We start from the raw sequence: 19,340 nt of genomic DNA, 5'->3' as shown, positions 1-19,340 counted from the left end.
ACCTTATCATGGAATGCCATCAGGTCAGTCCCGATATCTCAATCCATATCGGGATCATCGCCACAAGCACCCGTGAAATAGCATCTGGACCCAATCCTCGCCTTATGGGCGGGCAGCGCGTTGACGTTCTCGCATATGTGGATCAGGGTTGCATAGGTACTATCGATCTCACTCCCGTCGATCATGACAATACCATTCCTGACAACCGGTTCAGCTTCGCCGTTCGAAATGAGAAGCACAATGATCCTGAGAGCGATGTTCGCCTGATGACAGGGGCCCAGGGCGCTCGCCAAGCGTGCCAGTTCGCTGCCGGGAGCAGGCTTCGCCTCACCTGCCGGCGCTTGATCCTGTTCCGCAAGTGCTATCAATGCATCGAGAAAGGGGCCGTCCTCCCTCTCGATTTGCGAGGCCAGTGCCTCCAGCCCAGCCTTGTCACCCGCTTCGATGAGGTCGGCAATCCGGTCTTCCAATTGTTGCGCTGCCGCTCCGTCTCGATAAGAGGCCGCCGCCGCAGCCAGTAGCTGCGCGTCGATCGCGCGCGCCGGACTGGCAAGTACGGCGACAATAAGCGCGGGCAGCACGGCGGCGAGTTTCAATGAAATCCCCATTCGCCCCCCCAGGAAAGCGGTCAACAAAAAAGCGGCGGATTGCTCCGCCGCCTTTTTATAACGCAAACTGCGCGAAAGATTATTCGCTTGCAGCTTCTTCAGCCGGGGCAGCAGCGGCTTCTGCAGCGGCCGCAGCAGCTTCAGCAGCCTTTGCAGCGGCTTCTTCTTCAGCCTGCTTGGCCATGGCCAGACGTTCCTGGGCCTTTTTGCCCGGCTCGCCCTTGGTCGGGTTGCTGCGGGCCGGACGCTTGGCAAGGCCAGCCTGGTCGAGGAAGCGCAGAACGCGGTCGGTCGGCTGTGCGCCCTGTGCAATCCAATGCTGGATGCGGTCAGCGTCGAGCTTCACGCGTTCAGCGTCCTTGGCCAGCATCGGGTTCCATGCGCCAACGGTTTCGATGAAGCGGCCGTCACGCGGGCTGCGGACGTCGGCAACGACGATGTGGTAGTAAGGACGCTTCTTGGAGCCAGCGCGGGCCAGACGAATCTTCAGAGACATTTTTTCTTTCCTTTAGACAATTGCTTCGCCCGGGGAATGGCCGTGGCAAAACGGGTTAAGCTATCGATATAGCTATTGTTTTCCGCCGTGATTGGCGGCGGCATGCTCATGATGCCGAATGACTTCCTTCACGATGAAGTTCAGGAATTTTTCGGCGAAATCGGGATCGAGATGGGCATCGACTGCCAGCGCGCGCAGACGCTCCACCTGGCGCTTTTCGCGGGCGGGATCAGCCGGTGCGAGGCCGCGTTCGGCCTTGAGTACGCCAACGGCCTTTGTGCAGCGAAAACGTTCGGCCAGCATATGGATCAGCGCCGCATCGATATTGTCGATGGAGGCGCGCAGTGCCAGAAGTTCAGCCGGTGCAGTGTTCTGTTCGTCGCTCATGATGCTCACTTCTTCTTCGGCAGGCCCGGAAGACCGCCACCGAGACCGGGAAGCTTGGGTCCGCCCAGACCGGGCAGACCGCCCGGAAGACCGCCGCCGGGAAGGCCCGGCAGACCGCCGCCTTTCGTCAGGCCCGCTGCTTCCGCCTGCTTGGCAAGCGCCTCGAGCTGCTTGGGGTCCATCTTGGAGAGATCGGGCATGCCCATTCCTCCACCCAGACCGCCCAGCCCCATCTTGTTGGCAAGGCCGCCCATCATCTGCTTCATCATTCCGCCCTTGCCCTTGCCCATGACTTTCATCATGTCGGCCATCTGGCGATGCATCTTGAGAAGCTTGTTGATGTCGGCGGCGCTGGTGCCGGAACCCTTGGCGATGCGCTGCTTGCGGCTGTGCTTGAGAATGTCGGGATTGGCGCGCTCGGCCTTGGTCATCGAGCCAATGATGGCGAGCTGGCGGTCGAACACCTTGTCGTCGAGACCGGCAGCGGCCACCTTGTCCTTCATCCCGCTCATGCCGGGCATCATGCCCATGATGCCGCCCATGCCGCCGAGCTTCTTCATCTGCTTGAGCTGTTCGGCAAGATCGTTGAGATCGAACTTGCCCGACTGCATCTTCTTGGCCATCGCCGCGGCTTTTTCCGCGTCGATGTTTTCGGCGGCTTTTTCGACCAGCGAAACAATGTCGCCCATGCCGAGAATGCGGTCGGCAATGCGCTTCGGATAGAACTCCTCGAGCGCATCCATCTTTTCGCCGGTGGCGATCAGCTTGATCGGCTTGCCGGTGATGGCGCGCATCGAAAGTGCCGCACCGCCACGGCCATCGCCGTCCATGCGGGTGAGCACGATGCCGGTAATGCCGACGCGCTCATCGAAATTGCGCGCCAGGTTGACGGCGTCCTGGCCGGTCAGGCTGTCGGCGACGAGCAGGATTTCATGCGGATTGGCGGCCTGGCGGATATCCGCCATTTCCACCATCAGCGGCTCGTCGATATGCGTGCGGCCTGCCGTATCGAGAATGACGACATCATGCGCGCCAAGCTTTGCAGCCTGAACGGCGCGCTTGGCGATTTCCACCGGCGACTGTCCGGCAATGATCGGCAGCGTGTCGACGCCGGTCTGGATGCCAAGCTGGCGAAGCTGTTCCTGCGCAGCCGGACGGCGCGTATCGAGCGAGGCCATCAGCACTTTCTTGCGCTGGCGCTCGGTCAGACGCTTGGCGATCTTGCCCGTCGTCGTCGTCTTGCCCGAACCCTGCAGGCCGACCATCATGATCACGACCGGGGCCGGCGCGTTCAGGTCGATGGAGACGCCTTCGGTGCCGAGCATTTCGACAAGTTCGTCATGGACGATCTTGACGACCATCTGGCCGGGCTTGATGCTTTTCAGGATTTCGGCGCCGACAGCCTTCTCGCGAACGCGGTCGGTGAAGGAGCGAACCACTTCCAGCGAAACGTCGGCCTCGATCAGTGCGCGGCGCACTTCGCGCAGCGCCGCCGTCACGTCGGCTTCTGAAAGAGCGCCGCGTCCGGTAAGGCCGTTCAGGATGGAGCCAAGACGCTCCTGAAGTGATTCAAACATCGAATTTCCTTTTAATCCGAGAAGAGGCTTATGCTTCGTCAGGGATAAATCGTCCCGTGTGTCTGCCAGTTCAAGAAGCAACCAAAGCGGTACAGCACCCGAGGGCGCATCGCGCTGTCGGATGTGGACCTCCGGGATCGCTTTATACCATGATGGGTCCCGGTCGGTGGCTCGCGTTCTGAAGATCGCGGATAGATTGGAGCAGGCTTTAAGGCGATCAGCCCGCAATGTCAAGCAAAAGGCCCGAAACGGGCTGAAACCCGCACCGGAAATAAACTCCGGCGCATCCGCTCCGGCATGCAGCCCCCAAGAGGTAGCCTGAAGAGGCAGATCGTGGGGCATGCCGGCGGGCTGCATTTCTTCTGCGACCAAAGAAACACTTGCCGATCCGGTGCAAAAATGCTTGAAACCGCGCCGCTCGACCACTCTTCAGCTGCCATTCCGACATGACATTTGGTGTAAGGAATGGCAAGTTCGCGTTGAAGTCGAATCAATTCCAAAGGAGAAACGAATGGCGTTGGTTGCCAAGGGCCGGACTTGGACGGCAGCAGCAGTTCTTGCAATGGGCATGATGACGGGAACAGGCATTGCCGAGGCGGCCCAGTGCGGCAACAACGCCGCAGGCTATAATGCCTGGCTCCAGCAGACCCTGAAGGAAGCGCCGTCGCGCGGCGTTGGCAAGGCGGGCCTCAATGCGCTGGCCGGCACCAAATATGCGCAGGCCACCATCAATGCCGACCGCAATCAGAAGAGCTTCAAGCTCTCCTTTGAAGACTTCATGAAGAAGCGCGGCGCCGACACCATCATCAAGCGCGGTCGCGCGCAGAAGCAGCAGAACGCCGCTCTCTTCGCCGCAATCGAGAAGCGCTATGGCGTTCCGGCCGGCCCGCTGATCGCGATCTGGGGCATGGAAACCGGCTTCGGTTCCTATCTCGGCAAGCAGCACACCCTGTCGGCCGTCGCAACGCTGGCCTATGACTGCCGCCGTTCAGATTACTTCACCGGCCAGCTCTATGCCGCTCTCAAGCTCATCGATCAGGGCGACCTCAGCCCGCAGGCCGTAGGCGCGATGCATGGCGAAGTCGGCCAGACCCAGTTCATGCCGGCAAACGTCCTGAAATACGGTGTCAGCGGTTCGGGCGGCTCCCATTTCGACCTGCGCAACAAGGCGGACGCGCTCCATTCGACGGCGAACTTCCTCGTCGGCCACGGCTGGCAGCGCGGCGCAGGCTATCAGCCGGGCGAACCGAACTATGGCGCGATCCAGGGCTGGAATGCCGCACAGGTCTACCAGCGCGCCATCGCCGTCATGGGCAAGGCCATCGACGGCAACTAGAGCATGATTCCGAAAAGTCGGAACCCGGTTTTCGGATAAAATCATGCTCAAAAAAATTCGGAGCGGGATGACGGCTCAGTTTAAAAACGCCCCGTTCTGAAGCCCAAATCCGCAATTTCGCTTTGAAATTGCCACAGAAAAGCTACACGCGACACAAAATAGCCCCAAAATTTGGGGCTATTTTTGCATGTTCCGGTGCGGTTTTTCGCGTTTTGGCAACGAGAAACACCGATTTTCGGTATTTCAGAAAAAACAAAACGGCCCTCTCGATGAGAGAGGAACCGTTTCGGAAGGCATTTCGGGGAGCCGGATCAGGCAGGGTCAGGACGTTTGAAATCACCCGTCTGATGATCCATCACCCACAGTTCGCCGGTCGAAATATCGAACCATGCGCCATGCAGGGTGAGCTTGCCCTTCTTCTCCAGGATATCGACGCAGGGGAATGTGCGCAGATTATTGATGGAGTAGCGGATCGATATCCGTTCCAGCGCGGTCTGACGCTCGCTCTGCGTCATGAGCTGGTTGCCGCTGACGGCTTCGGCGGCCGGAGCGATCAGGCTCATCCACTTGCCGATGAAGTCACCCGGCGAAAGCGGCGCGCTTTCGGTGTCGAGCGCCGCCTTGATGCCGCCGCAGCGGCCATGGCCCATGACGACAATGTTCTTCACCTTGAGGCTCTGCACCGCGAATTCCAGCGCTGCGGAAGCCGCATGATATTCGCCATCGGGTTCGTAGGGCGGGATGAGATTGGCAACATTGCGCAGGACGAAGATTTCGCCGGGCGCCGCGTTGAAGATGGTTTCAGGGGCCGCACGGGAATCACAACAAGCGATAACCAGCGTTTCCGGTGATTGTCCCTTGTCGGCCAGATGGCGATATCGTGCAGTTTCGTGGGCAAAATGCTCGCGCATGAAGGTTCGATAACCGGCGAGAAGTGAGTCTGGAAGATCAACCATATTTTTCCAATATCCCTATCGAAAACCGAGATCAATCGAAATGCATTGAACGGGCTGCGTCGAATTGGACGCATGTTTCCGTTCGCATTCACGCATGTTTCTCAAGCCCAAATCGCCATGCGGAGACCGAAATCGTCGCGCTCCACATGATCAGGATACGGACGCGCCTCGCCACGTGCATGGCGACGGGCCACGAGATACATGGCGCAGGCGTCGAGAAAGTCATCCTCCTTCGCGCCGCGCGGAACGGGACTTTTTAAAAATTCCTCCGGCAGTCCGCAGCGCTGCAACAAGGCCCGGCGCTCGGCCAGCCCTTCCGGGTTTACGCGCCCCTTGATCTTCTTCGGCAGGGACATGGAATTCATGCCGTTCAGCGCGGCAAGCGCCAGTTCAGGATGCGATTCAATGATGCGCGCCGCCAATGCGGCATCGCTTCGCAACAGGGTGTCCAGTTCGCAGATCTTCGGGAAAAGCCCGAATGCCTGCCTTGAAACCTTGCGCGGCGGATCGGTCCGTTCGAGCGACAGGGAACAGCTTTCGCGGTAATCCCCGGCATAGACGGCGGCGCGCGGGAATGGAGAAAAGGCTCGACTGTCTTTCGCCAAGATGGTCGCGCGCTGCCCGCTCCGCCGAACGCACACCCTTTTCCGGCAGGCCGATCGGCATGTCCACGGCAATGATCGCCCTGTCGGGAAGCGAAGCCGCCAAAGCGGCAAAACTGCCGAACACTTCGGCCCGCAAACTCCCGCCCTCACCGGCCACCGCGATCCAGCCGCCGGGGCAACCGTCCACACCGGCAAGCACGGCTTGCGTCAAGCGCGGAACCCCTTGGTCGGATGCATCAGCCGCCGCGTCTGCACCATGGCCATCGGCGTGGCGAGGCTCGACGCATCGGCCTCCAGCATCAGTTCGTCCGCACCGCGCTTTGCCGAGCGCGCCATGATCTCGAACACCGCCGCCGTGGTGCTTTGCAGCATCTTCTCCTCAGTCATGCCGGAAAGACGCCGCGCCAGAAACACGGCGGAGGTCAGATCGCCAAGCCCGTTGGTCGGGCCTTCCACGCGGCGATGTTCGGCCATCAGCGCCATGGTCGGCGTCAGCAGAATATTGCCGATGCTGCCGCTCATCAGCGGAAAGGCCGATGTGACCAGCATGGTTGCCGGACCAGCCTCCAGCGCGGCTTCCATCAGGGCTGTATTGTCTTCGAGCGGCACGCCGGTCAGCCAGGAAAGCTCAAACCGGTTGGGAGTTGCGATATCGGCGAGCGGCAGAAGCTTGTCGCGAATGCCGGTCGCCGTCGCCTCGGGCAGGTAAAGCCCCTTCTCGTCGCCGATGACCGGGTCGCACAGATAGACCGCGTCGGGGTTTTTCGCCTTCACGGTCTTCACCAGTTCGGCGACGGCTGCCGCCTGTTCGGGATGGCCGAGATAGCCGGTCAGGATGGCGCCCACTTCGCCAAGCCAAGGCGCGCGCTGAAGATCCTGCATCAGACGCGAAAACTCTTCCGCCGGCGGCACGATGCGGCCCGCCGGAGCGCCTGGAACCCCGTGTCCCGGATGCCATGGCAGCACCACAGTCGGCACGGCCCAGACGGGAAAACCCAGTGTTTCCAATGCGAAAACGGCGGCCCGATTGCCGACCGAACCGCGCACGACATGGCTTGAGATGACAATAACGGTTGTCGCATCCGAAGGCGCAGAAAGCGTCATTGGGTACCTAGCTTTGCATGAGATAGAAAATGAGCCAGACGATGATGGCCAGCGTGATGAGGAAGCCGAGCCCGCGTCCGACACGTGTAGCCCACAGTTCGACGACATCGTTCTCGGGAGCGTCGGCGGCTGAAAGATGCTGTGCCGTGCGGGTAAATCCACGCCGCACCATGCCTTCTGCACCGCTCTGCTCGCGCTCGAGCCGGTCGAGAATGCGCCGGGCCTCTTCCTGGCGCTCACGTCCCGGCCCGCCGCCTTCCCCTATGCCCGCCTGCTGGCGCTCGCCCATGCTCTGCCTGCCCTTGGAGCGCATCCTGAAACGTGTGAAACGGCTTTCAGAACAGATGCGCGTTAAAACAAATGACCGGAGCGCCGATCCGATTCAGGAGATCGAAACGCGCTTCAGTTTGACTTGACGGGCACAGCATCACGCTCAAAAGGCCGTTCTGCAAGCAGAATATTGCGAGCTCAAGAGAGCTTTACGATAAGCTTTCCGAAATTGCCGCCTTCGAGCAGGGAAATGAAGGCTTTCGGCGCGTTTTCCAGCCCTTTGACAATGTCTTCGCGGTAGCGCAGCTGGCCGTCGGCAATCCACTTCACCATGTCGTGATAGAAGGCTGGCCGCTGATCGGCGAAATCACGCTGGATGAAGCCGCGAATGGTCAGGCTTTTCGACAGGATGTCCCGCATCACCAATGGCAGCCGGTCCGGCCCGTCGAAAGGCCCGCTCTGATTATACTGTGCGATCAACCCGCAGACCGGCACGCGTGCAAACTGGTTCAGCAGCGGAAACACCGCATCGAAGACCTTGCCGCCGACATTCTCGAAATAGACGTCGATGCCCTTCGGGCAGGCCTGCGCCAGTTCCTGCGCGAAATTCTGGCTGTGATGGTCGATGGCTGCATCGAAGCCGAATTCATCGATCAACGCCCTGCACTTGTCCGCCCCGCCCGCGATGCCGACGGCGCGCGCGCCCTTCATCCGGGCAATCTGCCCGACGGCAGACCCGACCGGGCCGGTCGCCGCCGCAACCACGACGGTTTCGCCGGATTTCGGCTGGCCGATGGTCAGAAGGCCGGAATAGGCGGTAAAGCCCGGCATGCCGAGAACGCCGAGCGCCGTCGTCACGGGCGCCTGTTTCGGGTCGAGCTTGCGCAGGGTGGAAGCATCGGCCACCGCATAATCCTGCCAGCCCGAATGGGACAGCACGAAATCGCCCGGTGCAAAGCCCGCGCTCCTGCTTTCAACGACTTCGCCGACCGTGCCGCCCTCCATCACATCGCCGATGGCCACTGGCGCGGCATAGGATTTCGCGGCGCTCATGCGCCCGCGCATATAGGGATCGAGCGACAGATAGCGCAGGCGCAGCAGAACCTCGCCATCACCGGGACTGGGGAGCGCCGCCTGCTCCAGCCGGAAGTTTTCCGCGGTCGGGCGACCTTCGGGGCGGGACGCCAGCACGATACGGCGATTGATCTTTTGGCTCATGGACGGAACTCCTGATGATCGGCTTCGAGCGCTCCGATCTTATTGAAAGGGATCGGCGCTCCAAGCATTTGTTTTAAGCCGGGATCGAAAAAACTGACCGCCCGCAGCCGAACCAAGCTATACATCGGTTGTGAACGCCTGGCTTGGAAAGCTGTTCCAAATCGCATTCCGAAAAGTGAGAAGCGGTTTACGGAATGTGCGCTTTGGAGCCGGGGAATTTGCGCCACGCATCGCCCTTTTGCAGCAACCCTTGGATGACAGCATGAATCAGGACAAGCTTTTTCTCTTGAAACCGGGTTTTGAAGATCCGGCCTATCCCGGCCAGAAATTTTATTGCTGGCACTGCGCGCTCATCGAGGGCGTGCTGGCTTCGTTTCCAGCATTGGGAAGCGATCTGGACATCGAGCGCGTGGAATGGCAGCGCCCGCGTAAGGCCGTAATCGCGCTGGCTGGCGAGGACAACCAGAGCCTGCCTTTGCTGATCGTGAGGGATGGCGACCGCTCCGCATTCGAGACCGGCGTGCATGACGGGCGTTCGCTGATTGCCGACCCGCACAAGATATTAGCCGCCCTCACGGAACGGCATGGCTTTCCGCCCCTGCATCCCTGAAAGCCTGCCTCATTGTCACATTGGCGATGGGGGCCCCTCACCTCGTCCTTCGAGACGGCGCTTTGCGCCTCCTCAGGATGAGGTGACAGACGCCATGCCGCCTGCTTCATTGTCGATGATCACCAACTCTGCGCCCTTATTGATACCCGGATATAAACAAAAACCCCGCCACAAGGGCGGGGTTTCGCTTGGGGGCAGTAAAGATTGCCAACCACCTCATCCTGAGGACGCACGAAGCGCAGCCTCATCTGAGTTTATCGAAGGACGAGGTGTTTAGCGCAATGCTTACTTCATCGTCGGGATGACGAATTCCGCACCATCCTTGACGCCAGACGGCCAGCGCGAGGTGACGGTCTTGGTCTTGGTGTAGAAGCGGAATGCATCCGGGCCGTGCTGGTTGAGATCGCCGAAGCCGGAAGCCTTCCAACCACCGAAGGTGTAATAGGCGATCGGAACCGGGATCGGCACGTTGATGCCGACCATGCCGACCTGCACGCGGCTAGCAAAATCGCGGGCCGCATCGCCGTCACGGGTGAAGATCGCAACGCCATTGCCATATTCATGATCGTTCGGCAGAGCCAGCGCTTCCTCGTAATTCTTGGCACGCACGACCGAGAGAACCGGACCGAAGATTTCTTCCTTGTAGATGCGCATGTCCTTGGTCACGTTGTCGAACAGGCAGCCGCCCATGTAGAAACCGTCTTCATAGCCCTGCATCTTGAAGTTACGGCCATCGACGACCAGCTTCGCGCCTTCCTCGACACCGAGATCGACATAGCCGCGCACGCGGTCGAGCGCCGCCTTGGTGACCAGCGGGCCGTAATCGGCGGAATTGTCGGTGGAGATGCCGATCTTCAGCGATTCAACGCGCGGGATGAGCTTTTCCATCAGGCGGTTGGCGGTGTCTTCACCGACCGGCACGGCAACCGAAATCGCCATGCAGCGTTCGCCAGCCGAGCCGTAGCCTGCGCCGATCAGCGCATCGACGGTCTGGTCCATGTCGGCATCCGGCATGATGAGAAGATGGTTCTTCGCACCGCCGAAGCACTGCACGCGCTTGCCGTTCGAGCAGCCGCGGCCATAGATATATTGCGCGATCGGCGTCGAGCCGACAAAGCCGATGGCCTGCACATCCGGATCGTCGAGCAGCGCATCGACCGATTCCTTGTCGCCGTTGACGACGTTGAAGATGCCTGCCGGAAGACCGGCTTCCATGAACAGTTCGGCAAGGCGCATCGGCACGCCCGGATCGCGTTCGGACGGCTTCAGCACGAAGGCATTGCCGCAGGCAATCGCCGGGCCGGCCTTCCACAGCGGGATCATGGCCGGGAAGTTGAACGGCGTGATGCCTGCCACGACGCCGAGCGGCTGGCGCATGGAATAGGTGTCGATGCCGGTACCGGCATTGTCGGTGAACTCGCCTTTCAGCATATGTGCCGCGCCGAGGCAGACTTCCACCACTTCGAGGCCGCGCTGAATATCGCCCTTGGCGTCGGCAATGGTCTTGCCGTGTTCGCGCGCCAGCAGCTCGGCAAGGCTGTCATATTCGGCTTCGACCAGTTCGATGAACTTGCGCAGGATGCGGACCCGGCGCTGCGGGTTGGTCGCCGCCCAGGCGGGCTGCGCGGCCTTGGCGTTTTCGACAGCGGCGCGCACTTCGTCCTTGGTGGCCAGCGCCACCTTGGCCTGCACCGAACCGTCGAGCGGCTGGAAGACGTCCGCCGTGCGGCCGCTCTTGCCTGCCACATGCTTGCCGCCGATGAAATGTCCGATATTGCGCATCGAAGAACCTCCCTGATGATCGCTTTGGAGGGCGCAGGCGCCCCCATCGTTGCCCTCATCTTGACTCTGCAAATTCGTGATTGCAAGGCGCTGAAAAGCGTATCTGTTGTGCAAATTTTATAGTAACAAAGATGCATCCTCATGCAGGGAACATCATGAACTGGGACGATATCCGCATTTTTCTCGCCGTTGCCCGCTCGGGCCAGATTCTGGGCGCAGCCAGGAGGCTCGGCCTCAACCACACCACCGTCGCGCGGCGTCTCACCGCGCTTGAAACAGCGCTGTCCACCACGCTTTTGACGCGGCGCACCAATGGCTCGACGCTGACGCAGGCGGGCGAAGAGTTTCTGCTGGCGGCTGAACGCATGGAAGCCGAAATGCTCGCTGCCCGCTCGCAGGTCGGCAATGCCGATATTGCCGTGTCGGGCACGGTGCGCATCGGCGCGCCGGACGGTTTCGGCGTCAATTTCCTGGCGCCCCGGCTGGCGCGGCTGACGCAGAAATACCCGGACCTGACCATCCAGCTTGTGCCGGTGCCGCGCTCCTTTTCGCTGTCGCGTCGCGAGGCCGATATCGCCATCACCGTCGAACGCCCGGAGCAAGGCAGGCTGATTGCCCGCAGGCTCGTCGACTATACGCTGGGTCTCTATGCGCATCGCCGCTATCTGGAAGAAAACGGCACGCCGGAAAGCCCGGAAGACCTCGCCCGGCACCGGCTCATCGGCTATGTGGAGGATCTCGTCATCAACCCGTCGCTCGCCTATGCCCCGGAAATCAGCCGCGACTGGAAACCGGCCTTTGAAGTGTCGAGCGCTCTGGGACAGGTCGAGGCCGTGCGCGCCGGTGCGGGCATCGGCATTCTTCACGCCTTCATCGCACGCGCCGATCCCGACCTTGTACCCGTGCTGCCGGACCGGGTGATCCGCCGCGCCTACTGGCTCGCCTATCACGAATCCGCCCGCACATTGCGGCGCGTGACGGCGGTTTCGGCGCTCATTTCCGAACTGGTGGAAAGCGAGAAATCGCTGTTCAGTTAAGCTGATCCCGAAAAGCGTGAAGCGGTTTTCGGGTCAGATCATGCTGAATCAATCGAGCCGCATATAGGCGATCATCACGCCGACAATCATCGCAGCCGGAACGAACAGGGCGTCGAGGCCGATGAAATAGTGGCCGAGACCGCCGCCGACAGCGCCCAGCATCAGGGAGAGCCACACGGCCACGTGCTGGAGCCAGCGCCATTTCGGCGTTTCCCCGCGCAACGAACAGGCGAGATCGGCGGCAGCGTTGAAAAGCGTGCCAGTCACATAGGTCACGCCGAGACGTGCGGCACCAATCGGCTGCACCGCCGCGTTCTGCGCGCCCATGGCCGCGGCAAGCAGCAGCACCGGCTGGACAAGCAGCGCCCCCTCGCGTCGCAGCACACCGACCAGAAGCAATATAACCACCACGCTCGCCATCACATAGAGACTGCCGCGACGCCCGCACGCCCGCACCGTCAGCGTGCCGAAAAAGGCTCCGGCAAAGAACAACACGATCAGGATGGCCGGAAACCAGACCAGCACGGTGCCCTGCACGCCCGGCTGTCCCGCCAGCCCGACGCCAAGCTGGGTCGTGTTGCCGCTCATGAAGGATGCGAAGAACCCGCCAAGCTGCAGGAAGGCAATCGCATCGACGAAACCAGCCGATGCGGTGAGAACCAGCCCGAGCGACAGTTTGGAATTCGGTGTCATCTAATTGAACTTCGCAATGAAGAAACCCGGCTTGCGGGAAGCCGGGCCTGTTCAGAAAAATATTTGCAGATCAGGCGCGTTTGACGATGCGCAGGATGATAAGCAGGATGGCCGCGCCGATAAAGGCATTGACGATTGCGGCGATGATCCCTCCGCCGATGGAAAACCCAAGGCGCGGCAGCAACCAGCCCGCAAAGAAAGCGCCGATCACGCCGACGATAATATTGCCGATCAGGCCGAAACCGCCGCCTTGCACGACCTTGCCAGCCAGCCAGCCGGCGATGAGACCCACAAAAAGAAATACGAGAAGACTTCCAACATCCATGCGTTTTTCTCCCTCTCAGAACGCGCCGTCCGGCGCGCCTGATGCGAGTTGACTATATGTTGGCGGAAGGCACAAGGGGGGCGCGAACACCTCCCCCGTTAAATCAGTCCACGAGATGCCGGAAAGCAGCCACCACGTCCTCGTAAACCTTGCGCTTGAAGGGAACGATCAGGCCCGGCAGCTCGGCCATCGGCTTCCATTCCCAGCGGTCGAACTCGGCGGTATGGCCGCCCGGCGGCGGGTTGATGGCGATTTCGCTCTCGTCACCCTCGAAGCGATAGGCAAACCATTTCTGCGTCTGCCCGCGATACTTGCCCTTGAGCGCGATGCCGACCAGATGCGGCGGCAGATCGTAATTGATCCAGTCCGAAGCTTCCTCGAGCAGCGAGACCGACTTCATGCCGGTTTCCTCATAAAGCTCGCGCACCGCGGCTTCGACCGGGTCCTCGCCCTTGTCGATGCCGCCCTGCGGCATCTGCCAGAGCTGCGTCGCGCCATCCATCTCGTCGCCCGGAATGACGATACGACGGCCAGCCCAGACCAGACCGGACTTGTTCAGCACCATCAGCCCAACGCAGGGGCGGTAAGGCAGGCTTTCAGGATCGACCGGATGACCGGCTGAAGCTTTATGCTTCGACATGACATTCTCCATGATATGCAGACTCAGAGCAGTTCCAGCTTAAATTGAACCATTGGAAATGCTCTATCTTTTTGTTTTGCCCATTATCCGACGCAAGACCGCTTCGCACTTTTTGCTGGAAATGTTTTACTGCCGTTCGGGATCGCGGACCAGCGCCGAAACCGGCACGATTTCAATGCCGCGCTTCTTGACCTCATTGGCCCATGCGGCAACCGCATCGACGGTGACGGCAAAGGCCGAACCGGTGCCGATGGCGCTGCCATTGGCCCGCGCTATCCGTTCCAGCTCATCAAGACGATCGAGGATCGCGCCGCGCTCCTGCGCCGCATCGATCAGCACATCCGCCGCCGCGAAAGGCACGGCATCGCTGGAAGCAATCCGGTCGGCCTCGCTGCGCGCCGAGGTGCCGTCATCCAGATAATAGAGGCCGCGCCTGCCGATCTCGCCCAGCACCGGCGAGAAAACTTCCGTCTCGGATGTGAAACGCGCGCCCATATAGTTCATCACTCCGGCATAGTTGGTCATGCGCGACAGCGCCCACAACAACGAAGCCTGATTCTTGCTGGCCCCATCATCCACCGTAAGCGTATTGCGACCGGGATTGACGCGCGGATAATCGAACGGCTCCATCGGCAATTGCAGCACAAGTTCATGACCGTTTTGCCGTGCTGCCTGCATCCAGCGCTGCAAACTGTTGCCCTGCGGCGCAAAACCGAGCGTGACTTCCTGCGGCAGCTTGTCGATTGCCTCCATGCTGCCGGTCTGGGAAAGCCCGAGACCACCAATCACAAGCGCAATCCGCGCACCGCGCGCGCCAGACCAGCCGACCGCATAGGCATCCATCGGGCGCAGGCCGTCCGCACCGCGCACCGGAAGCGGTCCGGTCGGGCTCTGCTCGACCAGCGCCGGTTCCGGCAGATGCGCGACGCGCTGATCCTGTCCGGACTGATGCGTGTTCTGCACCACGACCACACTGCCGTCCGCCGTACCCGCAATGACATTTGGCATGCCGGTTGGCATGTCCGGCGTGACCTTGATGATGGCCGGTCCCGGCTGTCCGCCTACCCCGCGCAACGCGCTGCCGGGCGGCGGTGTGTTGCCGGTCGCGGGTTTCATGACGGGCTTGACGGCGGGGGCTTCGGGTTGCGCTGGTTCCACGGCGGCGGTTTCGGTCTTGCGGAAACCTGCCTGATTGGTCTGCCAGATGGCCAACACCGCGCCCCCGGCAAGGCAAAGCGCGGCCACCACGGCCAAGGCTTTCATGGAAGAACGAAAAGCGCGGGAGCGTAAGCCCCCGCGCTTTTGCGGTTTCTTGTCCAGTCCTAACGGGCTGTTCAGATCCAGCATGGAGCGATCAGTTCAACACGCCCTTCTTCGGGTCCGGCGGGAAGGCGGCATTGGCAACCTCGCCACGCAGGAGCTTGATGGCTTCATTGAGCTGGATGTCGTCCTTCGGATCGGCCGGGACATAAGCCGACGAGCCGGAGCCGTTATCATCCTCGGCATTGCCCTTGATGTGGCCCTTGAGTTCGGATTCGCCGCGAACGACGTCCTCACCCTTCAGTTCCGGCGGCAAAGGCTGGTCCACCTTGATGTCCGGCGTGATGCCCTTGCCCTGGATCGACTTGCCCGACGGCGTGTAATAAAGCGCCGTCGTCAGACGCAGCGAGCCGTTTTCGCCCAGCGGGATGATCGTCTGCACCGAACCCTTGCCGAAGGACTGCGTGCCGAGCACGGTGGCCCGGCGATGATCCTGCAGGGCACCGGCAACGATTTCCGAAGCGCTGGCCGAACCGCCATTGATCAGGACGATAACCGGCTTGCCGTCGGTCAGGTCGCCCTTGCGCGCATCGAAACGGGTCACGTCCTGCGGATCGCGGCCACGGGTCGAGACGACCTCGCCCTTGTCGAGGAAGGCGTCGGATACAGCGACCGCCTGGTCGAGCAGGCCACCCGGATTGAGGCGCAGGTCCAGCACGAAGCCCTTGAGCTTGTCGCCAGGAATCTTGTCCTGAATATCCTTGATCGCCTTCTTCAGGTCGTCGGACGTCTGTTCGGTAAACGAGATGACGCGCAGATAACCGACATCGTTCTCGACGCGATAGCGAACGGCCTTCACCTTGATGACGGCGCGGGCGATCTTCAGCGTGATCGGCTTGTCGGCGCCTTCGCGCTGGATCGTCAGTTCGATCTGCGACCCCACTTCACCGCGCATCTTGTCCACGGCGTCGTTCAGCGAAAGCCCGCGAACTTCCTGCCCGTCGATCTTGGTGATGAGATCGCCTGCCAGCACCCCGGCCTTGGAAGCGGGCGTATCGTCGATCGGCGCGATGACCTTGACGAGATCGTTGTCCATCGTCACTTCGATGCCGAGACCGCCGAACTCACCCTTGGTCTGCGCACGCATGTCCTGCGCGGCTTCCGGGTTGAGATAGGACGAATGGGGATCGAGCGAGGTCAACATGCCGTTGATCGCGCTCTCGGTCAGCTTCTTGTCGTCGGGCGGCGTCACATATTGTGCGCGCACACGCTCGAAAATATCGCCGAAAAGGGCCAGTTCCTTGTAGACATCGCTATCTTTCCCTGCGGCAAATGCAGTGGAAGCCGGCGCGCCCTGGACCATCACCATGGCTGACGCCCCCAGAAGGGCCCCGGCGAACAGCAGCGACAGTTTACGCATCATTTTCACGTCCTTCCAGAAAGCCGTTCGGTCCACCACGGTGCGGGATCGACGGGTTTTCCATCCTTTCGAAATTCAATGTAAAGCAATGGCGCGCCATTGCCCACCTCTATCGGTGCAACACTTGCGAGAAGTTTTTCTCCCATTGCGCCGACCGGCTCTCCCGCAAGTACAAATTGGCCTTGCGACACGTCGATTCGACCCATGCCAGCCATTACGACATGATATCCATTGCCCGCGTCGAGTATCAAGAGCTGCCCGTAGGAACGGAATGTGCCCGCGTAAAGTATCACGCCATCGGAAGGTGACGTAATCGTGGCAGAGGGCAAGGTTTCGACCACCTGCCCCATCATGGAACCGCCGACGCCGTCCTTTTCGCCGTAGCGGCGCACCGTCTTGCCCGCAGCAGGCAATGCGAGCTTGCCCTGCAAGGACGCAAAATCGACCTGTGCGCGCAGATGATTGTCGTCGGGCGCGGTTTCCCCGGCCTTTTCCCTTGCTGCGGCAAGGCGATCCGCCTCGGCCTTGCGGGCTGCTTCGGCGGCATCGCGCACGCCCGCCATCTGCTTGTCGAGCCCGTCGATAAGGTCTTTCAGGCTGCCTGCCCTGGCGGCCAGTTCTTCCGAACGCTTGCGCTGCGCCTCGATTTCCTGTTCCGACTGCGCCTGCAATTTCTTCTTCTCCTCAAGAAGAAGTGATTGCCGTTTCTGTTCTTCGGCCTGGTTGGTGCGCGTCGTCTTCAGCTTTTCCTGCTCTTCCGCAATGGAAGCCGTGACGCGCTGCATGTCTTTCAGATCGCCGGTCAACTCCTCCACCTGCTCGCGCATTTCGGGCACCACGGCGCCCAGAAGCACGGCGCTGCGCACCGAGGCGAGTGCGTCGTCGGGCCGTACCAGAATTGCGGGCGGCGGATTGAGGCCCATGCGCTGCAATGCGGCCAGCACTTCGGCCAGAACGCCGCGCCTTGCGCGCAGGGAGGCGCGGATGCCGTCTTCCTGCTCGCGCAGCGCGGTCAGCTTGTCGGCGATATCGGCAATATCCTGCTGCAGCTTCTTGTCGGTCTTGGCCGACTGGATCAGCGCGGCGGTAATGGTCGTCTGGTCCTTCTTCAGCCCGGCCACCTCGTCCTCGAGCTGTTTCAGCCTGTCGCCGGTGACGGTAAGCTCGTTGCTGAGCTTTTCATATTCGCTCGCCGCCTGATCGCGCTGCTGCTGCAAGGCTTCCTGCGCAAGAGCGGACGGCGCACACACAGACAGTCCGGCCAGCCCGGCAAGGACAAGGCCGGCGTGCACAGATGCAAGCAATCTTGGTCTTTTGAAAAGGCGTACAGGGTACATGCTGTTCTATCGGGACGAAACAAGGCGAAATTCAGGGCTGAAACCGCAACCTAGACCGATACCGTTAACGAACCATCAACCATAACGGCCAGCATCAGGTTGGAAGGCGCTCCATCAGCTCGATGCGATTCCCGAAAGGATCGGAAACATAGCAGCGCTTGTAGCCTTCCAGCGGCTCATCCTCGCTCACCGGATGACCGGCTTCGGACAGGATATCGATCAGCTCATCAAGATCATCGATCAGAAACGCCGGATGCGCCTTGCGCGCAGCCACGAAGGCCGGATCGACGCCCAGATGGATTTTCAGAGCCCCGCGCTCGAACCAGCAACCGCCGCGGGCCGCAAGGTTCGACGGCTTCGGAACCTCCGGCAGACCCAGAAGGTCTCCATAAAAGGCGCGTGCCCGCTCTTCTCCGCCTTGCGGCATGGCCAGCTGTACATGATCCAGTTGCTCGACGCGCATAATGCCCTCCCGCTGTTTGCGATCAAGCCTACAAAGCGGGGCATGACCGTACAACAGAAATCAGGACGGTATCGCCGCCTCCAGCCACTCCGTGAGGGCACGGCGGATTGCGGTCTCCGCTGGCTCGCAACGCGTGAAAGCCCACCAGATATGTGCGCCCTGCCAGATGCTGGCCATCTGCCAGCCGAGACGTTCGGCTTTTTCCGCATCGCTGGAAAGACGTCGCCCGAGCGCACCGGCCAGATAGACGCCCCATGCCGCGCCCCGCGCCCGCAGCACCGGATTGCGAATATCCTCGCGCAAAAGCAGAAGCCCGTCGGTGGCATTATATTCAGCGGCGTCCGATGGCATCAGCGCCATCAGCAGGTCGATTGCGCCCTGCGGGCCGGGCTCAGCGCCTTCATCGGCTGCGCGCGTTGCCGCATCGAGCTTATCCCATGCGCGCAGCAGCACCGCCTCCAGCATGGATTGGCTGTTGCCGTAACGCTGGACCAGCGTGGCGGCGGAAAGCCCCGCCGCCTTTGCAGCCCGCGCGAAGGTCAGTCCATCGGGACCGGCTTTCGCCATGACGGCCATCAATCGGTCGAGCACTGCCTCATCGGGCACGGATTTGGTTCTTGCCATGGTGAATATATAAACGTATGTTCATTTATAAATCAACCGGAGAAATCACAATGGCGAAAATTGTCGGCTACATCGCCGCCAGTCTCGACGGCTTCATCGCGGACGAGAACGGCAAGCTCGACTGGCTGTTCAAATATGATGGCGCTGATCTGGGCGAGCACGATTACCGTACTTTCATCCAGTCGATCCGCACTGTTGTCATGGGTCGCGCCACCTATGACTTCGTGGTTGAAAGTGATGCGCCCTGGGCCTATGGCGACCAAAGATGCATCGTGGTCACGTCACGGCCTGTCGAAAATCCCAGGGGCCCGCTTGAAACCCGCCATGACGTCGATGCGCTGATTGCGGAACTGCGCGCGCTCGATGACGGCGATGTGTGGATGCTCGGCGGCGGACAGTTGCAAATGGCATTTCTGGAACGCGGCGCGCTGGATGAAATCGAGATTTACGTCATCCCCGAACTCATCGGCGGCGGCATGCCGCTGTTTCCGCCGACCGGCTTCAAGGCGAGCCCTGTTCTCCTCAGCGCCAGGACGCTTGACCGCGGCTTCGTACGCCTGCATTACGCATTTCACGACCGATGATAGGGGTG

Annotated in this window: 21 protein-coding genes and 1 pseudogene; 4 read left to right on the top strand and 18 right to left on the bottom strand. The window is 61.1% G+C overall.

Going from position 1 to position 19,340, the window contains the following annotated elements; all coding sequences use genetic code 11:
- Positions 1-38: 38 nt before the first annotated feature.
- The 4 genes from ABWW28_RS17480 to ffh all read right to left on the bottom strand — a co-directional run bounded on the left by ABWW28_RS17480 (position 39) and on the right by ffh (position 3,068).
- Positions 39-596 carry a hypothetical protein gene (locus ABWW28_RS17480; RefSeq protein WP_021588086.1) on the bottom strand — a complete coding sequence of 186 codons (558 nt, stop codon included), beginning with the start codon at positions 594-596 and terminating at the stop codon, positions 39-41.
- Between the two features lie 91 nt (positions 597-687).
- Complete coding sequence (gene rpsP, locus ABWW28_RS17475; protein WP_021588087.1) at positions 688-1,104, bottom strand: 30S ribosomal protein S16; 417 nt, start codon at positions 1,102-1,104, stop codon at positions 688-690.
- 72 nt (positions 1,105-1,176) lie between these two features.
- Positions 1,177-1,491: a chorismate mutase gene (locus ABWW28_RS17470; RefSeq protein WP_006471242.1), complete on the bottom strand. Its 315-nt coding sequence runs from the start codon at positions 1,489-1,491 to the stop codon at positions 1,177-1,179.
- Between the two features lie 5 nt (positions 1,492-1,496).
- Complete coding sequence (gene ffh / locus ABWW28_RS17465) at positions 1,497-3,068, bottom strand: signal recognition particle protein (RefSeq protein ID WP_021588088.1); 1,572 nt, start codon at positions 3,066-3,068, stop codon at positions 1,497-1,499.
- Positions 3,069-3,579: 511 nt separating this feature from the next.
- Between ffh and ABWW28_RS17460 the strand changes: the two genes are divergently transcribed.
- Complete coding sequence (locus tag ABWW28_RS17460; protein WP_006467843.1) at positions 3,580-4,404, top strand: lytic murein transglycosylase; 825 nt, start codon at positions 3,580-3,582, stop codon at positions 4,402-4,404.
- Between the two features lie 311 nt (positions 4,405-4,715).
- On the opposite strand, the gene ABWW28_RS17455 is transcribed toward ABWW28_RS17460, so the two are convergent.
- The 5 genes and pseudogenes from ABWW28_RS17455 to curA all read right to left on the bottom strand — a co-directional run bounded on the left by ABWW28_RS17455 (position 4,716) and on the right by curA (position 8,557).
- Positions 4,716-5,360, bottom strand: a complete 645-nt coding sequence (locus ABWW28_RS17455) for a carbonic anhydrase (protein ID WP_006467844.1) — start codon at positions 5,358-5,360, stop codon at positions 4,716-4,718.
- A 101-nt stretch (positions 5,361-5,461) separates the two neighbouring features.
- Positions 5,462-6,176 (bottom strand): annotated as a pseudogene (locus ABWW28_RS17450) (DUF429 domain-containing protein).
- Positions 6,173-7,069, bottom strand: a complete 897-nt coding sequence (gene pdxY, locus ABWW28_RS17445; RefSeq protein ID WP_021588091.1) for a pyridoxal kinase PdxY — start codon at positions 7,067-7,069, stop codon at positions 6,173-6,175. The pseudogene ABWW28_RS17450 and the gene pdxY overlap by 4 nt, the downstream one beginning before the upstream one ends.
- A 7-nt stretch (positions 7,070-7,076) precedes the next feature.
- Entirely contained in the window at positions 7,077-7,358 is a 282-nt protein-coding gene (locus tag ABWW28_RS17440; RefSeq protein WP_021588092.1) for a hypothetical protein, read from the bottom strand.
- A 179-nt stretch (positions 7,359-7,537) separates the two neighbouring features.
- On the bottom strand, positions 7,538-8,557 hold the full coding sequence (curA, locus tag ABWW28_RS17435; RefSeq protein ID WP_021588094.1) for an NADPH-dependent curcumin/dihydrocurcumin reductase: 1,020 nt from the start codon (positions 8,555-8,557) through the stop codon (positions 7,538-7,540).
- 262 nt (positions 8,558-8,819) lie between these two features.
- Here curA and ABWW28_RS17430 point away from each other — a divergent pair, with 262 nt between their 5' ends.
- The gene (locus ABWW28_RS17430) at positions 8,820-9,167 is read left to right on the top strand and encodes a DUF3088 domain-containing protein (protein ID WP_031347301.1); all 348 of its coding nucleotides are present in this window, start codon (positions 8,820-8,822) and stop codon (positions 9,165-9,167) included.
- 285 nt (positions 9,168-9,452) lie between these two features.
- Here ABWW28_RS17430 and ABWW28_RS17425 read toward each other — a convergent pair whose 3' ends face one another.
- A complete protein-coding gene (locus tag ABWW28_RS17425; protein ID WP_021588097.1) occupies positions 9,453-10,949 on the bottom strand; it encodes a CoA-acylating methylmalonate-semialdehyde dehydrogenase in 1,497 nt (498 codons plus the stop codon).
- A gap of 155 nt (positions 10,950-11,104) precedes the next feature.
- Between ABWW28_RS17425 and ABWW28_RS17420 the strand changes: the two genes are divergently transcribed.
- Positions 11,105-11,986 carry a LysR family transcriptional regulator gene (locus ABWW28_RS17420; protein ID WP_036593175.1) on the top strand — a complete coding sequence of 294 codons (882 nt, stop codon included), beginning with the start codon at positions 11,105-11,107 and terminating at the stop codon, positions 11,984-11,986.
- A 48-nt stretch (positions 11,987-12,034) separates the two neighbouring features.
- Here the strand turns inward: ABWW28_RS17420 and ABWW28_RS17415 are convergent, their stop codons facing one another.
- From ABWW28_RS17415 to ABWW28_RS17380, 8 genes are all read right to left on the bottom strand, one after another.
- Complete coding sequence (locus tag ABWW28_RS17415; RefSeq protein ID WP_021588100.1) at positions 12,035-12,679, bottom strand: YoaK family protein; 645 nt, start codon at positions 12,677-12,679, stop codon at positions 12,035-12,037.
- Between the two features lie 70 nt (positions 12,680-12,749).
- Positions 12,750-13,004: a GlsB/YeaQ/YmgE family stress response membrane protein gene (locus ABWW28_RS17410; protein ID WP_006467855.1), complete on the bottom strand. Its 255-nt coding sequence runs from the start codon at positions 13,002-13,004 to the stop codon at positions 12,750-12,752.
- A gap of 103 nt (positions 13,005-13,107) precedes the next feature.
- Positions 13,108-13,644, bottom strand: coding sequence for an RNA pyrophosphohydrolase (locus tag ABWW28_RS17405; protein ID WP_021588101.1), 537 nt, complete (start codon positions 13,642-13,644; stop codon positions 13,108-13,110).
- A 126-nt stretch (positions 13,645-13,770) separates the two neighbouring features.
- The gene (locus ABWW28_RS17400; protein WP_021588102.1) at positions 13,771-14,991 is read right to left on the bottom strand and encodes a divergent polysaccharide deacetylase family protein; all 1,221 of its coding nucleotides are present in this window, start codon (positions 14,989-14,991) and stop codon (positions 13,771-13,773) included.
- Between the two features lie 7 nt (positions 14,992-14,998).
- On the bottom strand, positions 14,999-16,327 hold the full coding sequence (locus ABWW28_RS17395) for a S41 family peptidase (RefSeq protein ID WP_031347304.1): 1,329 nt from the start codon (positions 16,325-16,327) through the stop codon (positions 14,999-15,001).
- A gap of 2 nt (positions 16,328-16,329) precedes the next feature.
- Complete coding sequence (locus tag ABWW28_RS17390; RefSeq protein ID WP_031347306.1) at positions 16,330-17,661, bottom strand: murein hydrolase activator EnvC family protein; 1,332 nt, start codon at positions 17,659-17,661, stop codon at positions 16,330-16,332.
- Between the two features lie 94 nt (positions 17,662-17,755).
- The gene (locus ABWW28_RS17385) at positions 17,756-18,124 is read right to left on the bottom strand and encodes a VOC family protein (RefSeq protein WP_021588105.1); all 369 of its coding nucleotides are present in this window, start codon (positions 18,122-18,124) and stop codon (positions 17,756-17,758) included.
- Positions 18,125-18,184: 60 nt separating this feature from the next.
- Entirely contained in the window at positions 18,185-18,748 is a 564-nt protein-coding gene (locus tag ABWW28_RS17380; protein WP_021588106.1) for a hypothetical protein, read from the bottom strand.
- 50 nt (positions 18,749-18,798) lie between these two features.
- Between ABWW28_RS17380 and ABWW28_RS17375 the strand changes: the two genes are divergently transcribed.
- The gene (locus ABWW28_RS17375; RefSeq protein ID WP_021588107.1) at positions 18,799-19,332 is read left to right on the top strand and encodes a dihydrofolate reductase family protein; all 534 of its coding nucleotides are present in this window, start codon (positions 18,799-18,801) and stop codon (positions 19,330-19,332) included.
- Positions 19,333-19,340: the final 8 nt, after the last annotated feature.

The sequence above is a fragment of the Brucella sp. NBRC 14130 genome (assembly GCF_040371715.1).
Lineage (GTDB): Bacteria > Pseudomonadota > Alphaproteobacteria > Rhizobiales > Rhizobiaceae > Brucella > Brucella intermedia.
The sequence above is the reverse complement of the archived record's forward strand: the minus strand, read 5'-3'. Positions and strand labels throughout refer to the sequence as shown.

Bases quoted from the DNA above. Each gene is read 5' to 3' on its own strand.
- rpsP (WP_021588087.1), bottom strand. From the start codon at position 1,104: ATGTCTCTGAAGATTCGTCTGGCCCGCGCTGGCTCCAAGAAGCGTCCT.
- ABWW28_RS17470 (WP_006471242.1), bottom strand. From the start codon at position 1,491: ATGAGCGACGAACAGAACACTGCACCGGCTGAACTTCTGGCACTGCGC.
- ffh (WP_021588088.1), bottom strand. From the start codon at position 3,068: ATGTTTGAATCACTTCAGGAGCGTCTTGGCTCCATCCTGAACGGCCTT.
- ABWW28_RS17460 (WP_006467843.1), top strand. From the start codon at position 3,580: ATGGCGTTGGTTGCCAAGGGCCGGACTTGGACGGCAGCAGCAGTTCTT.
- ABWW28_RS17455 (WP_006467844.1), bottom strand. From the start codon at position 5,360: ATGGTTGATCTTCCAGACTCACTTCTCGCCGGTTATCGAACCTTCATG.
- pdxY (WP_021588091.1), bottom strand. From the start codon at position 7,069: ATGACGCTTTCTGCGCCTTCGGATGCGACAACCGTTATTGTCATCTCA.
- ABWW28_RS17440 (WP_021588092.1), bottom strand. From the start codon at position 7,358: ATGGGCGAGCGCCAGCAGGCGGGCATAGGGGAAGGCGGCGGGCCGGGA.
- curA (WP_021588094.1), bottom strand. From the start codon at position 8,557: ATGAGCCAAAAGATCAATCGCCGTATCGTGCTGGCGTCCCGCCCCGAA.
- ABWW28_RS17430 (WP_031347301.1), top strand. From the start codon at position 8,820: ATGAATCAGGACAAGCTTTTTCTCTTGAAACCGGGTTTTGAAGATCCG.
- ABWW28_RS17425 (WP_021588097.1), bottom strand. From the start codon at position 10,949: ATGCGCAATATCGGACATTTCATCGGCGGCAAGCATGTGGCAGGCAAG.
- ABWW28_RS17420 (WP_036593175.1), top strand. From the start codon at position 11,105: ATGAACTGGGACGATATCCGCATTTTTCTCGCCGTTGCCCGCTCGGGC.
- ABWW28_RS17415 (WP_021588100.1), bottom strand. From the start codon at position 12,679: ATGACACCGAATTCCAAACTGTCGCTCGGGCTGGTTCTCACCGCATCG.
- ABWW28_RS17410 (WP_006467855.1), bottom strand. From the start codon at position 13,004: ATGGATGTTGGAAGTCTTCTCGTATTTCTTTTTGTGGGTCTCATCGCC.
- ABWW28_RS17405 (WP_021588101.1), bottom strand. From the start codon at position 13,644: ATGTCGAAGCATAAAGCTTCAGCCGGTCATCCGGTCGATCCTGAAAGC.
- ABWW28_RS17400 (WP_021588102.1), bottom strand. From the start codon at position 14,991: ATGCTGGATCTGAACAGCCCGTTAGGACTGGACAAGAAACCGCAAAAG.
- ABWW28_RS17395 (WP_031347304.1), bottom strand. From the start codon at position 16,327: ATGATGCGTAAACTGTCGCTGCTGTTCGCCGGGGCCCTTCTGGGGGCG.
- ABWW28_RS17390 (WP_031347306.1), bottom strand. From the start codon at position 17,661: ATGTACCCTGTACGCCTTTTCAAAAGACCAAGATTGCTTGCATCTGTG.
- ABWW28_RS17385 (WP_021588105.1), bottom strand. From the start codon at position 18,124: ATGCGCGTCGAGCAACTGGATCATGTACAGCTGGCCATGCCGCAAGGC.
- ABWW28_RS17380 (WP_021588106.1), bottom strand. From the start codon at position 18,748: ATGGCAAGAACCAAATCCGTGCCCGATGAGGCAGTGCTCGACCGATTG.
- ABWW28_RS17375 (WP_021588107.1), top strand. From the start codon at position 18,799: ATGGCGAAAATTGTCGGCTACATCGCCGCCAGTCTCGACGGCTTCATC.